General features: G+C 70.7%; 14 protein-coding genes and 1 tRNA gene. 6 read left to right on the top strand and 9 right to left on the bottom strand.

Annotated elements, in window-relative coordinates; translation table 11 throughout:
- Window positions 1-6: 6 nt before the first annotated feature.
- Together lysA and argS are read right to left on the bottom strand one after the other, a co-directional pair.
- Entirely contained in the window at window positions 7-1,392 is a 1,386-nt protein-coding gene (gene lysA, locus ACLQ29_RS05385; protein ID WP_393375736.1) for a diaminopimelate decarboxylase, read from the bottom strand.
- 1 nt (window position 1,393) lies between these two features.
- Window positions 1,394-3,061: an arginine--tRNA ligase gene (gene argS / locus ACLQ29_RS05380; RefSeq protein ID WP_425770479.1), complete on the bottom strand. Its 1,668-nt coding sequence runs from the start codon at window positions 3,059-3,061 to the stop codon at window positions 1,394-1,396.
- 97 nt (window positions 3,062-3,158) lie between these two features.
- Between argS and ACLQ29_RS05375 the strand changes: the two genes are divergently transcribed.
- The 4 genes from ACLQ29_RS05375 to ACLQ29_RS05360 all read left to right on the top strand — a co-directional run bounded on the left by ACLQ29_RS05375 (window position 3,159) and on the right by ACLQ29_RS05360 (window position 5,813).
- A complete protein-coding gene (locus ACLQ29_RS05375; RefSeq protein WP_425770478.1) occupies window positions 3,159-3,962 on the top strand; it encodes a DUF3105 domain-containing protein in 804 nt (267 codons plus the stop codon).
- Window positions 3,963-3,970: 8 nt separating this feature from the next.
- A complete protein-coding gene (locus tag ACLQ29_RS05370; protein WP_425770477.1) occupies window positions 3,971-4,642 on the top strand; it encodes a DUF305 domain-containing protein in 672 nt (223 codons plus the stop codon).
- 311 nt (window positions 4,643-4,953) lie between these two features.
- Window positions 4,954-5,649, top strand: a complete 696-nt coding sequence (locus tag ACLQ29_RS05365) for a winged helix-turn-helix domain-containing protein (protein WP_425770766.1) — start codon at window positions 4,954-4,956, stop codon at window positions 5,647-5,649.
- Between the two features lie 92 nt (window positions 5,650-5,741).
- A tRNA-Arg gene (locus tag ACLQ29_RS05360) sits at window positions 5,742-5,813 on the top strand.
- 134 nt (window positions 5,814-5,947) lie between these two features.
- On the opposite strand, the gene ACLQ29_RS05355 is transcribed toward ACLQ29_RS05360, so the two are convergent.
- Window positions 5,948-7,018, bottom strand: coding sequence for an FAD-dependent oxidoreductase (locus ACLQ29_RS05355; RefSeq protein ID WP_425770476.1), 1,071 nt, complete (start codon window positions 7,016-7,018; stop codon window positions 5,948-5,950).
- A gap of 66 nt (window positions 7,019-7,084) precedes the next feature.
- Between ACLQ29_RS05355 and ACLQ29_RS05350 the strand changes: the two genes are divergently transcribed.
- Window positions 7,085-7,648, top strand: coding sequence for a TetR/AcrR family transcriptional regulator (locus tag ACLQ29_RS05350; protein WP_425770475.1), 564 nt, complete (start codon window positions 7,085-7,087; stop codon window positions 7,646-7,648).
- A 23-nt stretch (window positions 7,649-7,671) separates the two neighbouring features.
- On the opposite strand, the gene ACLQ29_RS05345 is transcribed toward ACLQ29_RS05350, so the two are convergent.
- Entirely contained in the window at window positions 7,672-8,280 is a 609-nt protein-coding gene (locus tag ACLQ29_RS05345; protein WP_425770474.1) for a TetR/AcrR family transcriptional regulator, read from the bottom strand.
- Window positions 8,273-9,106 carry an alpha/beta fold hydrolase gene (locus ACLQ29_RS05340; RefSeq protein WP_425770473.1) on the bottom strand — a complete coding sequence of 278 codons (834 nt, stop codon included), beginning with the start codon at window positions 9,104-9,106 and terminating at the stop codon, window positions 8,273-8,275. Before ACLQ29_RS05340 ends, ACLQ29_RS05345 begins: the two co-directional genes overlap by 8 nt.
- Before the next feature lie 157 nt (window positions 9,107-9,263).
- Between ACLQ29_RS05340 and ACLQ29_RS05335 the strand changes: the two genes are divergently transcribed.
- A complete protein-coding gene (locus tag ACLQ29_RS05335; protein ID WP_425770472.1) occupies window positions 9,264-9,713 on the top strand; it encodes a hypothetical protein in 450 nt (149 codons plus the stop codon).
- A gap of 20 nt (window positions 9,714-9,733) precedes the next feature.
- Here the strand turns inward: ACLQ29_RS05335 and ACLQ29_RS05330 are convergent, their stop codons facing one another.
- The 4 genes from ACLQ29_RS05330 to ACLQ29_RS05315 all read right to left on the bottom strand — a co-directional run bounded on the left by ACLQ29_RS05330 (window position 9,734) and on the right by ACLQ29_RS05315 (window position 14,042).
- Complete coding sequence (locus tag ACLQ29_RS05330; RefSeq protein WP_425770471.1) at window positions 9,734-12,115, bottom strand: ATP-binding cassette domain-containing protein; 2,382 nt, start codon at window positions 12,113-12,115, stop codon at window positions 9,734-9,736.
- Window positions 12,116-12,145: 30 nt separating this feature from the next.
- Window positions 12,146-12,556, bottom strand: coding sequence for a VOC family protein (locus ACLQ29_RS05325; RefSeq protein WP_393375706.1), 411 nt, complete (start codon window positions 12,554-12,556; stop codon window positions 12,146-12,148).
- A 5-nt stretch (window positions 12,557-12,561) separates the two neighbouring features.
- Complete coding sequence (locus ACLQ29_RS05320; protein WP_425770470.1) at window positions 12,562-13,011, bottom strand: helix-turn-helix transcriptional regulator; 450 nt, start codon at window positions 13,009-13,011, stop codon at window positions 12,562-12,564.
- A gap of 71 nt (window positions 13,012-13,082) precedes the next feature.
- Entirely contained in the window at window positions 13,083-14,042 is a 960-nt protein-coding gene (locus tag ACLQ29_RS05315; protein ID WP_425770469.1) for a DNA polymerase domain-containing protein, read from the bottom strand.
- Window positions 14,043-14,049 lie beyond the last annotated feature (7 nt).

The following is a 14,049-nucleotide window of genomic DNA, read 5'->3' as shown; positions in this document are numbered from 1 at the left end:
GTGACGTCATCCCACATCCAAAGCGAGCAGGTCCTCTTCGGTTTCCCGCCGGACGATCAGGCGCGCCTGGCCGTCGCGCACCGCCACCACAGGTGGCCGGGGCACGTGGTTGTAGTTGCTGGCCATGCTCCGGCAGTACGCACCGGTGCCGGGCACCGCGACAAGATCTCCGGGCTGCACGTCGGCGGGCAGGAATTCATCCTTCACCACGATGTCCCCGGACTCACAGTGCTTTCCCACCACGCGGGCGAGCAACGGCTGCGCGGTCGAGGCCCGCGAGGCCAGCGTCGCCGAGTAGGACGCGTCGTAGAGGGCGGTGCGGATGTTGTCGCTCATCCCGCCGTCGACGCTGACGTACGTCCGGAGGCCGTCGAGCGCCTTGACGGTGCCGACCTCGTAGAGGGTGAACACGGCCGGCCCGACGATGGCCCGGCCCGGCTCGATCGACAGGTGCGGTACGGCCAGGTTCTCCGCCGCGCACTCCGAGTCGACGATCTTGCGCAGCCGCTTGGCCAGGTCCTGCGGAGTGGCCGGGTCGTCCTGGGTGGTGTACGCGATACCGAAGCCGCCGCCCAGGTCCAGCTCGGGCAACTCCACCCCGCGCGCGTCGCGGATCTGCGCCTGGAGGGCGAGCACCCGGCGGGCCGAGACCTCGAAGCCGCTGGCGTCGAAGATCTGCGAGCCGATGTGCGAGTGCAGCCCGCGCAGCTCCAGCACGCCCTCGTCGAGGATCTTGAAGGCGGCGTTCGCGGCGGCACCACCGGCCAGCGAGAAGCCGAACTTCTGGTCCTCGTGGGCGGTGGCGATGAACTCGTGGGTGTGCGCCTCCACGCCGACGGTGACCCGGACCAGCACCCGGGGCCGGACCCCGCGCTCTCGGGCCAGCGCGGTAAGCCGGTCGATCTCGGTGAACGAGTCGACGATGATCCGGCCGATCCCGGCGTCCAGCGCCCGGCCCAGCTCGGCGACCGACTTGTTGTTGCCGTGGAAGCCGATCCGCTCCGGCGGCATCCCGGCCGACAACGCGGTGGCCAGCTCACCCCCGGTGCAGACGTCCAGGTGCAGCCCCTCCTCGGCGATCATCCGGACCACCGCCCGGCAGAGGAACGCCTTGCCCGCGTAGAACACGTCCTCGGTGGGGAAGGCCGCCCGGAAGTCGCGGCAGCGCGAGCGCAGGTCGGCCTCGTCCAGGACGTACACCGGGGTGCCGAACTCGGCCGCGATGTCACGGACGCTCAGGCCCGCGACGGCGACCGCGCCGTCCGCGCCACGCGTCACGCTGCGCGGCCACAGCGCCGGCACGAGGGCGTTGACGTCGGCCGGGGCACGCAGCCAGGCCGGCCCCCGGTCGCTGATGTCCGCGTGCAGCGCACCAGCCTCATGAGCCCTCATGTCACATCCTCTCGGGAGCGGAGACGCCGAGCAGGTACAGACCGTTGGCGACCACCACGCGGGTGGCGTCGTTGAGCCAGAGCCGGGCCCGGTGCAGGTCGGTGATCTCCTCGTCGCCGCGCGGCAGGATCCGGCAGTTGTCGTAGAACCGGTGGTAGGACTGCGCGACGTCCTCCTCCAGGTAGTGGGCCAACCGGTGCGGCTCGCGCCGCTCGGCGGCGGTGGCGACCACCGCCGGGAACTCGGCGAGCGCCTTGAGCAGCTCGTTCTCCTTCTCGTGATCGAGCAGTTCGGGGCGGAACGCGTCGGCGTCACCCGCGAGCAGCCCCACCTCGGCGGCGTTGCGGGCCACGCCCGCCGTCCGGGCCGCCACGTACTGCACCTTGTAGACGGGGTTGTCGTTCTTGGCCCGGGTCCACAGCTCGATGTCGATGTCGATCGGCGAGTCGCTGGAGTAGCGGGCCAACGCGTACCGGGAGGCGTCCACACCGATCGCCTCGACCAGGTCCTCCAGGGTGATCACGGTGCCGGCCCGCTTGCTCATCCGCATCGGGGCACCGTCGCGCAGCAGGTTTACCAGCTGCCCGATGAGGATCTCCAGGTTGCGTTCCGGGTCGTCGCCGAAGCAGGCAGCCATCGCCTTCATCCGACCGATGTAGCCGTGGTGGTCGGCGCCCAGCATGATCACGACCCGCTCGAAGCCGCGCTCGCGCTTGTCCAGGTAGTAGGCGCAGTCCGCGGCGAAGTACGTCCACTCGCCGTTGGACTTGCGCAGCACCCGGTCCTTGTCGTCACCGAAGTCGGTGGTGCGCAGCCAGGTCGCGCCCTCGGACTCGTAGAGGTGCCCCTGCTCACGCAGCCGGTTCAACGCGAGGTCCAACTCGCCCCGGTCGTGCAGGTCCTTCTCGTTGAAGTAGGTGTCGAACTCCACCCCGAAGTCGCGCAGCGAGGAGCGGATCTCGTCGAACATCAGCGCGACGCCCTCGGCCCGGAAGACCTCCTGGGCGGCGTCGTCGTCCAGGGACCGCACCTCCGGCCGGCGGGCCTGCACCTCGGTGGCGATCTCGGCGATGTACGCCCCGCCGTAGCCGTCCTCCGGGGCCTGCTCGCCCTTGGCGGCGGCCAGCAGCGAACGGGCGAACCTGTCGATCTGCGAACCCGCGTCGTTGAAGTAGTACTCCGTGCCGACGTCGGCGCCGGTGGCCCGCAGCAGCCGGCTCAACGCGTCACCGACGGCCGCCCAGCGGACCCCACCGATGTGCACCGGCCCGGTCGGGTTGGCCGAGACGAACTCCAGGTTGATCCGCTCACCGGCGAGCCGGTCGCTGCGGCCGTACTCCGCGCCGGCCTCGACGATCACCCGGGCGAGCTGACCGGCGGCGGCCGCGTCGAGCCGGATGTTCAGGAAGCCCGGACCGGCGATCTCGACCGATTTGATGCCGGCTGACCGGCCCAGCGCGTCGGCCAGGGCAGCGGCCAACTCCCGGGGCGGAACGCCCACCTTCTTGCTCAACTGCAGGGCCAGGGTCGAGGCGTAGTCGCCGTGCTCGGGATTGCGCGGTCGCTCCACCACCGTGTGCTCCGGCAGGGCGGCGCGGTCCAGCCCACGCTCGACGAAGACGGCGTGGGCGGCGGCAAGGACGACCGAGGCGAGTTCTGCAGGAGTCACCCAGCCATGTTATCGGGGGTAGACTCGGGCACTCGGCGGCTACCCTGCGCGTCATCCGGCCCGCCACTCCCCTGCCCGACCAACTTGACGAGGCACGATGAGCATCAGCACCCCCGGTGGCCCTGAGCGCCGCCCGACCGTGGTCAGCACCGGCAAGAAGCCGGCGGCCGGCCGGCCGGCGTCCGGCGCCAAGGCCGGTTCCGGTAAGCCGGCGGGCACCCCGCGGGCCGGCGGCAAGGGCCCGCGCAAGCCGGTCACGCCGGTCAAGGTGAGCCAGGGCCGCGCCTGGGGCCCGATCGCGCTCTTCGTCGCGGTGGGCGTGCTCGCGGCCGGGATCATCGGGTACGGCGCCTACGCCTCGTTCCAGGGCTCCAAGCCGTGGGACAAGCGGGCCAACGCCATCGACGGCATCGCCAACATCCGCAAGAGCGACGGCGAGAGCCTGAAGTACGAGTCGCACAAGGCGGGCCCGCTGACCTGGAAATACTCGCCGCCGGTGGGTGGCGTGCACAACGCCGCCTGGCAGAACTGCATGGGCGACGTCTACGACGCCCCGATCGCCAACGAGCACGCGGTGCACAGCCTGGAGCACGGCGCGGTGTGGATCACCTACCGCCCCGACCTGCCCAAGGACCAGGTCGACAAGCTCGCCGGCAAGGTACGCGGCAAGGAGAAGATGCTGATGAGCCCCTACGAGGGCCTGGACAAGCCGATCTCGCTGCAGGCCTGGGGCTACCAGCTCAAGCTCGACAACGCCGACGACTCGCGGATCGACGAGTTCATCAAGGACCTGCGGGTGAACGCCTCCGCCGAGGGCCCGACGGCGCTCTGCAACACGGGCATCACCGCCACCGGCACCACGCCGCGTGATGAGCAGCAGCAGCAGCCACCCCAGCAGTAAGGACGCCGATGACCGCCCCCACCACCACCGACAGCGAGTACGACGACACCCCGGCCGCCCCGGACGAAGACGGCGGGGCACCGGCGTCGCGTTACGGCGTGCTGGCGCTCGCCGTCATGGTGGTGGTGGGGCTGCTCCTCGGCTATGCGGGCGGCCTGCTCACCCCGCGGCTCACCCGACCCGGTGACGCGTCGGTCGAGGCGGGCTTCGCCCGGGACATGACGACCCACCACGCGCAGGCGGTGGAGATGAGCCTGATCGCGTACCGGTCGGCGACCCTCCCCGAGGTACGGCAGATCGCTGTCGACATCGCCACCGGGCAGCAGGGTGAGATCGGCGCCATGCAGACCTGGCTGCGCGAGTGGGACCTCAGCCCCACCGGGTCGAAGCCGCCGATGTCGTGGATGTCCGACGGGGCCACCGTCAAGGACGGCCTGATGCCGGGCATGGCCACGCCGCAGCAGATGACCGCCCTGCGCGACGCCAAGGGCATCGAGGTCGACAGGCAGTTCCTGACCTTGATGTACGACCACCACCTGGGCGGCATCCACATGATCGACGCGGCGCTCGACGAGACCGACAACGCCGAGGTGGTGCGGGTGGCACAGACCATGAAGAACACCCAGCAGACCGAACTGAACAACCTCCGGCAGCTCCAGGCTCAGGCGGCCAAGGGCTGACCGACCCGCCGGGCACATCGGGCCCGCGTCCCGCCGCACACCGGCGGAACGCGGGCCCGCCTCATACCGCCCGCGCTGATCGGCTGGGGGCGTTGATCGACTCGGGTTCAAGGAAGTCGGGCTGTTGCGCGGCCAGGACACCCCGCCGCAACGAATCCGAGTCGATCAACGCTGCAACCCGCCCGCTTGCGCCGCCTACGTCCGTGTTCGAGGGTTATGACCGGTTAGCGAGGCACAGGCGATTACGTAGCTTCGAGACTTTTCTCCCCACATATCGTGACCAGTTGCGATTCGTGCTCGTTGCCCAAGACGTGGGGGTTGCACTCAGAGACGCACGGCGTTCGGTCACCAGCTGGTGCCGACGCCACACCATCGGCGGTGACGGGGCGGTGGCAGCCGTCCGTCGCGGACAGCGGCAGGGCGAGCCGGGAATGCTCAGCCGCGAACAGGAACTCGAACTGATCGACACACTGCGGGGCGTCCACCCGGACGAGTTCGGCCTGGACGAGGAGCTGTGGACGCGGCAGAGCCTCACCACGCTCATCCAGCGCCGATTCGACATGCCGTTGGACGCCGGGGCAGTCGGGGCGTACCTGCGGGCCTGGGGGTTGGGTCCGCGCGAGCCGCGTGAGCGGGCCTGTGGGCTCTGCGTCAGCGCGGTCGAACGCTGGGTCCGCAGCGACTACCCGACGATCACCAGGGCCGCCCAGGAACACCTGGCGGAGGTCTACTGGATCGGTCGGATCCGGCTGCGCGGCACCATGCCGGCAGCGGACGTGATCTCCGCTGTCTCGTCCCGAGGCCGGGTGCGCTTCATGATCACCACGCCGACGGTCGATCCGCCGCTCCCCCGCGACTTCGTGCTGCGACTCAGCGGCGAGGAGCAGCGCACCGTGCACCTGATCGTGGACGGCTCCTGGCCGCGCAACGAGTGGCCACGCCGGCTCCCCCGGCGAATCGTCCTGCACCCGCTGCCGAGCTGCGGGCGGGCCGTCGCGGCAGCCTGAGCACCGGGCGGGCCGGTCGCCGACACGATCGGCTCGCCCGATACCGATTCGGCGTACGCGGAGGAGGTTTGCTAGTCTTCTCCAGTCGCTGAGCCCCCGTAGCTCAGGGGATAGAGCACCGCCCTCCGGAGGCGGGGGCGCAGGTTCGAATCCTGCCGGGGGCACACTTGCCAAGAAAGACATGACCGCACGAAAAGGCCCCTGACCAGGGAAATCCCGGTCAGGGGCCTTAGTCATGTGTCCGGCCGCCACCGGCCCGTGACGATCGCTGCCGACGAGCACCGGTTGTCGTTGACGCCTACGCGCCGGGCGGGCCGGCCACCATGCTCGCGCGCAGGAGTTGGTCGCGCACGGGTATCGCGTACCGCAGGTGGGTCATCCGTGCGGCCAGGCCAGCCATGCGGGCCAGCCTCTGGGTGGCGGGCCGACGCCGGCGATCGTATTCGTGCAGAGCCTGCTCGACAGTGGGCTTCTCCCGCAGGTGGGAGGCCAGTGCCACCGCGTCGATCATCGCCTCGCACGCGCCGCGCCCCAGGTCGGGTGTCATGGCGTGGGCGGCGTCGCCGAGGAAAGCCACCGTGCCGCGCGTGAAGGACGGCAGCGGCGGCGTCACGTACACGTCGTGGCGCAGCACCGCGGACTCGTCGATCGCGTCCAGGACGGTACGGACCGGCGGCGCCCAGCGGCCGAACATGCCCCGCAGTTCGGTGAGTTCCTCGCCCGGGCGGAACCGGCCCTCGGGTGCCGCCGCGGACGCGTACCAGTTGGTGCGACCGCCCTCCTGCGGTGTCACGCCGAACTTGAGGCCCCGGCCCCACACTTCCACGAACATGTCGGTGGGCATGTCCTCCACCACGCCGCGCCACGCCGTGCTGCCGGAGAACCGTGCTCGGTACGCCGGGCCGAACACCTTTTCGCGGGCTTGGCTGAACACGCCGTCGGCCACCACGACCAGCTCGACATCGTCCACCTCGGTGACGTCGTCCACCGGATCGCCGGTCCGCAGCTCCACCCCCGCTTCCATCGCCGCGTCGTGCAGGATGGCGAGCAGTCCCGGCCGGGACAACAGGTAGACATGGTCGCCGGTGCGCCGGTGCAGCCGTTCGACGTCGATCGTCGCGATGCGGGAGCCGTCCGGACGCAGGAAGACGCCGGCCTGCTGTCGTCGCCCGGCCTGGCGGACCAGGTCGCCGACGCCGATCGCGTCCAGCGCGCGCAGCGCCACGGGCCACATGCCGAGCGCCGTGCCCGTGCTCGGCAGTTCCCTGTCCCGCTCCCGGACGGTGATCCTCCAGCCCGCGCGTCGCAGCGCGATCGCCGCCGTCAGCCCACCGATGCCCCCGCCGATGATCACCGCACGTCTCTCCATTCTCCCCACGCTACAACATCTGTTGTTTTGATACTACGGGTGTTGTGGATCGAATAGGGTGAGGCCGTGCCATCCCGCGAAGAAACCCTGCTCGATGCCGCCATCGGCATCCTCGGAAGCCACGGCGTACGGGCGTTGACACATCGCGCCGTCGACGCGGCCGCTGCGGTGCCCACCGGTTCCACGGCGAACTACTTCAAGACCCGCGACATGCTGATCAGCGCCGTGGCCGATCGATTCGCCGACCGTGACCGCGCCACCTGGCAGGCGATCGCGGGCTTCGTCCGCCCCACCACCGCGGTCGAGTTGGCGGCTGCGCTCGCCGCGTACGTGCACCGTGCGCTCGGCCCGGAACGCGCCCTGACCATCGCCCGATATGGCCTGTTCGTCGAGGCGGCGTTGCGCCCGGAACTACAGGGGCGACTTGCCGAGGCGGCCCTCTCGATCCGGACGTGGGGCACGGAATGGCTGCGCGCGATCGGTTCCACCGACCCGGAGAGCGAATGCGCGGCGATCCTCGACTACCTGGACGGTCTCATCTTCCACCAGCTCACGTTTCCCGGCCCGGCCGACACGGTGGAGGCGGCGATCACGCAGGCGGTGCGCCGACTGTGCACCACTGCGGCGTGACCGGCGAACGGCCGGACAACGACCTACCGCTGACCAGGAAGGCCGGGCGCCGGCGTGGGACCGGCGGCCGAGGTGGAGCGCAGTCCGCGGTCGACGAAGGCGATGAGCCACTCGAAGCTTTCGTCGATGTCGGTGGACCACTGGAAACCGTTGGTGGCCTGCAGGGTGGCGAAGCCGTGGAAGATGCTGCGCAACGCGCGCAGGGCGTGGGTCGTGTCCTGCGGGGCGATGTCGTATCCCCGGAGGACGGCCTCGAAGGGTCCTAGTCCCCGCCTTTCCGCGATCACGATGGGGTCGTCCGGACCGGTCGGGGTGATGCCGATGGTGGCCGCGTACCGGCCTGGGTGAGCGACCACGAAGTCGCGGAGCGCACGGGCGGCGGCGGCCAGCGCGTCCCGCCCGGAGCGGCCCTGGGTGGCCGCGCCGATGGCGTCGGCGGCCTCGGCGATGGCGAGGGCGGCGATGCGTCGGTTGAGGTCGTCCTGGCTGGCGATGTGCTTGTACAGCGACGGGGTGCGCACCCCGACCCGCTCGGCCAGCCGGGCCATGGTCAGCTCGGCGAAGCCGAGCTCGTCGGCGAGCGCGGCGCCGGCCGCGACGACCGTGGCCGGGTCCAGGCCCGCCCTAGGCACGGACACCAACCAGGAAAGGCAGGACCACGGCGAGGGTCTGCTCGGGGTACTGGACGTGCGGGTAGTGACCGGCGCCGTCGATCATCGCCAACCGGCCCAGTCCGCTCGGCAGGTCGGCGACGATCGCCTCGCCCTCGGCCCGTGGTGAGACCCAGTCGGGGTCGAGGGCGCCCTGCACGATCAGCGTCGGGCGGGTGACGTTGCCGAGCTGCTCGCCGGCGTCGACGGGAGAGATGGTGCCCATCTTCTGCAGGACCTTCATCCGGCCCGGCTCCCGCAGCATCGAGATGATCTGCCCCAGGCGGGAGTCCCAGTCCGCGGGCTTGGCGCCGGGGTAGGCGAGGTCGAGGTACCTGGCCCACTGCTTGGTGCTGCCGAGGATCGTCGTTCCCATCAGGGCGGTCGCGCCGCGACGGTAGGCCGCCACGCGCATGTCGCCGAGCTTGACCTGCTGCTTGCGGGTGAAGGGCGCGAGTTCGACGAGTGCGGTGATCAGCTCGGGGGCCAACGCCCCGGCGATCGTGGCCGCGCCGCCGGCGATGGAGTGCCCGATGAGCACGGCCGGCCCGCCGAGGTGCTGGACCAGGGCGATCAGGTCACCGGCGATAGCGGTCCGGGTGTAGGAGGCCCACCCGACGCTGGACTCGCCGTGGCCGCGCAGGTCCATCGCGGCGACCCGGTAGCCGGCCTGCACCAGGGCGGGAGCGAGGAACCGGTAGGCCTCGCGGCTGTCACCCATGCCGTGGGCAAGCACCACCAGCGGGCCGGTGGCGCCGGTCACCTCGTAGGCGATGGTCCCGCCGTCGACGTTCAAGAACTCAGTCATGACTACCTCCAGGTGGCCGTTGGCGCGTCGGCTAACCGCGTTAGCCAAAAGCTATCAGCATTAGCTTACGGAGGTCAAGCCCGGGTGCACCGCCAGAAGGCCACCGCCACCCGCACCCCGCGACGCCCTGCGGGCGTAAATGATCAAGAATGGCGTCATGCTGTTTCTCGGGTTGCTGCTCGCCGCGTTGGGCGGGGCCGCCATCGCGACAGTCCTCACCGTTCGCGGGCTCCGCGCGGCGTTCCGGAACAACGAACGGCTGCGGGCTGCGGCGCTCCTCGCCGGTGCGGCCACGGTCGGCGTGTACGCCTGGGGTCTGCTCCACCTCGGCTACGCGGTGCTGCAGGCGGAGGACGGTGGAGCCGGCTCGTTCCCGATCGCACCCTGCCGCGAGGCCGGGCCGCAGCGGGCAAGCCAGGTCGACGGGTACGACGTCAGCTACCTACCGCTGCGCTTCGAGTGCCACCTGAGCGGTGGGGGCGCCTACGTCACCTCGACCGTGCCCGGGTACGTCAACCCGGGCACGGTCGTCCTCGGCCTGCTCACCGCCACCTGCGGAATCCTCGCCAGCACGACGGCACAGCGGGTCCGACCGCCGGTGGCGTAACGTCCGGCCGAAGCGCTCGGTCAGCCGGCGACGTACGCCGCCAGGTGCTCAGCGGTGAGGGTGGCGCGACCGGCGACGAGGTCGGCGGGGGTGCCCTCGAAGACGATCCGACCACCGTCGTGGCCGGCCCCGGGACCGAGGTCGATGATCCAGTCGGCGTGCGCCATGACCGCCTGGTGGTGCTCGATGACGATCACCGACTTGCCGGCGTCGACGAGGCGGTCGAGCAGGCCGAGCAGTTGCTCGACGTCGGCCAGGTGCAGGCCGGTGGTCGGCTCGTCGAGGACGTAGACGCCGCCCTTCTCGGCCATGTGGGTGGCCAGCTTGAGGCGCTGCCGCTCGCCGCCGGACAGGGTGGTGAGCGGTTGGCCCAGGCTGAGGTAGCCGAGCCCGACGTCGGCGAGCCGGTCGAGGATGGCGTGCGCGGCAGGCGTACGTGCCTCGCCGGTGCCGAAGAACTTCTCGGCCTCGGTCACCGACATCGCGAGCACCTCGCTGATGTCGCGTCCGCCGAAGCGGTATTCCAGCACCGAGGCCTGGAACCGCTTGCCCTCGCAGTCCTCGCAGGGTGCGGCGACGCCGGCCATCATCCCCAGGTCGGTGTAGATGACGCCGGCTCCGTTGCAGCTCGGGCAGGCGCCCTCGGAGTTGGCGCTGAACAGCGCCGGCTTCACGCCGTTGGCCTTCGCGAACGCCTTGCGGATCGGGTCGAGCAACCCGGTGTACGTGGCCGGGTTGCTGCGCCGCGAGCCACGAATCGCGCCCTGGTCGATCGAGACCACACCGGCGCCGGCGGGGATCGAGGAACGCACGAGCGAACTCTTGCCGGAGCCGGCGACGCCGGTGACGACGACGAGCACGCCGAGCGGCACGTCGACGTCGACGTCCTGGAGGTTGTTGGCCGTCGCGCCGCGGATCTCCAGTGTGCCGGTGGGCGTGCGTACCGTCTCCTTGACGGCGGCCCGGTCGTCGAGGTGGCGGCCGGTGCTGGTGCCGCTGGCGCGCAGGCCGTCCAGGGTGCCCTCGTAGCAGACGGTGCCGCCGTCCGTGCCGGCGCCGGGACCGAGGTCGACGACGTGGTCGGCGATGGCGATGGCCTCCGGCTTGTGCTCCACGACCAGGACGGTGTTGCCCTTGTCGCGCAGTTGGAGCAGCAGCTTGTTCATCCGCTGGATGTCGTGCGGGTGCAGCCCGATCGTCGGCTCGTCGAAGACGTACGTGACGTCGGTGAGCGACGAGCCGAGGTGGCGGATCATCTTGGTGCGCTGGGCCTCGCCGCCGGAGAGGGTGCCCGACGGCCGGTCGAGCGAGAGGTAACCCAGGCCGATCTCCTCGAACGAGTCGAGGAGGTGTTGCAGCCCCGCCAGCAACGGGGCCACCGACGGCTCCTCGATCCCCCGGACCCAGGCGGCGAGGTCACTGATCTGCATCGCGCAGGCGTCGGCGATGTTCTTTCCCTTGATCTTCGACGACCGGGCCTCCTTGCTGAGCCGGGTGCCGGCGCACTCGGGACAGGTCGTGAAGGTCACCGCCCGCTCCACGAAGGCGCGAATGTGCGGCTGCAACGCGTCGATGTCCTTGGCCAGGAAGGACTTCTGGATCGACGGGATCAGACCCGCGTACGTCAGGTTGATCCCGTCGACCTTGATCTTGGTGGGCTCCCGGTGGAGCAGGTCGTGCTGCTCCCGCTTGGTGTACTTGCCGATCGGCTTGTCCGGGTCGAAGTAGCCGCAGCCGCGGAAGATCCGGCCGTACCAGCCCTCCATGCTGTAGCCCGGGATCGTGATCGCGCCCTCGTTGAGCGAGAGGCTGTCGTCGTACAGCGCCGACAGGTCGATGTCGTTGATCGACCCCATGCCCTCGCAGCGCGGGCACATCCCGCCGAGCCGGGTGAAGGTCGCCTTCTCGGTCTTCGTCTTGCCCACGCCACGGTCGACGGTGATCGCACCGCTGGCCTTCACCGAGGGAACGTTGAAGGAGTACGCGTTTGGCGAGCCGATGTGCGGCTGCCCGAGGCGGCTGAACAGGATGCGCAGCATCGCGTTGGCGTCGGTGGCGGTGCCGACGGTGGACCGGGAGTTGGCGCCCATCCGCTCCTGGTCCACGATGATCGCCGTGGTCAGGCCGTCCAGCAGGTCGACCTCGGGCCGCGCCAGGGTCGGCATGAAGCCCTGCAGGAACGCGCTGTACGTCTCGTTGATCATCCGCTGCGACTCGGCGGCGATGGTGCCGAACACCAACGAGCTCTTGCCGGAGCCGGAGACACCTGTGAACACAGTCAGCCGGCGCTTCGGGATCTCGACGCTGACATCCCGGAGGTTGTTGACGCGCGCGCCCTGCACCCGGATCAGATCGTGGCTGTCCGCGACGTGCGGCGTGGACGGCGGGGTGGCCGTGCTCATCAGGTCTCCATCTGTCCGAGGTCGGACGGGTCAGCGCGCTTCCTGGATGCGGATCAGATTGCCGGCGGGATCGCGGAAGGCGCAGTCCCGCACGCCGTACGGCTGCTCGGTCGGCTCCTGGACGACCTCGGCGTCGGTGGCCTCCAGCTTGGCGAAGGTGGCGTCGAGGTCGGTGGTGGCCAGGTTGACGCCGAAGTAGCTGCCCTTCGCGACCAGTTCGAGGATGGTCTGCCGCTCGTCGTCGGTGATGCCCGGGTTGGCGGCCGGCGGGTGCAGGACGATGGCCGTGCTGGGCTGGCCGGGGGGCCCGACGGTGATCCAGCGCATCCCCTCGTAGCCGACGTCGAGGCGGACCTCGAAACCGAGGATGTCGCGGTAGAAGGCCAGGGAGGCGTCCGGGTCGGTGTGCGGCAGGAAGCTCGAGTGAATGGTGATGTCCATGCTGGTCACGCTAGTTGCGGCACGGTGACCCGCGCTTCTCGATTCCTGACCGGTCTGGTCACCTGCTTCACCACGCACGACGGCAGCCCCGCCGTCGCCTGTGCCGCCTGCCGCCGGTAGACGCTCGGCGGCACACCGACCAGCTCGGTGAAGCGGGTGCTGAAGGTGCCCAACGACGAACAGCCGACCGCGAAACAGACATCGGTGACGCTGAGGTCGCCACGACGCAGCAGTGCCATCGCGCGCTCGATGCGCCGTGTCATGAGATAGCTGTACGGAGATTCGCCGTAGGCGAGCCGGAACTCGCGGCTGAGGTGCCCGGCCGACATGTGCGCGCCCCGGGCGAGCGCCTCGACGTCGAGCGGAGACGCGTACTCCCTGTCGATCCGGTCGCGGACCCGGCGCAACCGCGCGAGGTCGCCCAGTCGCTGGGTCGCGTCGGGTTTGCTGCTCACCTGGGAAATCGTGCCACAACCCACCGACAACGGGCCGCCCGCCGGGCGCGGGTGGGGGCCGGCGATCCTGGTCAGCCGGCCTCGCGGCGGGCGCGAGCCCGACGCTTTCCCTCGTGCATGGCCTGCACCCGGGCCACCGGGATGGTCCGGCCCTCGGCGACCAGGTCGGCGGGGAGCGCCTGCGGGGCCGGCATCAGCGCGGCCCACGGATCACCGTCGCCGAGCAGTGCCGGCGCGGTCCGGATGGTGAAGTCGGCGGGGGCCACCTCGGTCAGGTCGGCCCAGTCGACCGGGAAGGAGACCGGCACGCCGGGGCGCAGTCGGGGGCTGTACGTGGCCACCACCGTCGCGCCGCCCGCGCGGGTGGCGTCCACGAAGACCCGGCCACCCCGGTCCTCCTTGATGTACGCGGTGGTGGCCAGCGCCGGGTCGAGCCGCTCGGCGCGGACGGCGAGCGCCCGGGTGGCGGCGGCCAACTCCTCCGCCGTGGGGTCGCCGGCCACCGGGACGAACACGTGCACGCCCTTGGCGCCGCTGGTCTTGACCGCACCGGCCAGGCCGGCGTCGGCGAGCGCCTGCCGGACCAGCAGGGCCCCGGCGACGGCCGCCCGGAAGCCGTCGCCCTCCGGCGGGTCGAGGTCGAGCACCAGGTGCGTCGGGCGGTGCGGATCCGCCGTGGTGGCAAGTGTCGGGTGGTACTCCACCGCCCGCTGGTTGGCGAACCAGAGCAGGGTGCGGCGGTCGTCGCAGAGGGCGTACGAGATCTCCCGGTGTGACGCCTCCGCCCAGACCGGCACCCGGCGGACCCAGTCCGGGGTGTAGCGGGGCAGGTTCTTCTGCATGAAGGGCGGCTGGCCGGGGCGGACCCGGATCACCGACAGCGGGCGGTCCCGCAACTGCGGAAGGATCCGCCCACTGACGGCGTCGAGGTAGTCGACCAGGTCACGTTTTGTCGCGTCGTCGCGGTCGGACAGCGGCTGGTCCAGGTTGGTCAGGGCCACGCCGTCCCGGGTCTCGTCAGCCTCGCTCACCCGACCA

Source organism: Micromonospora sp. DT228, from assembly GCF_049841595.1.
Taxonomy (GTDB): domain Bacteria; phylum Actinomycetota; class Actinomycetes; order Mycobacteriales; family Micromonosporaceae; genus Micromonospora.
The sequence above is the reverse complement of the archived record's forward strand: the minus strand, read 5'-3'. Positions and strand labels throughout refer to the sequence as shown.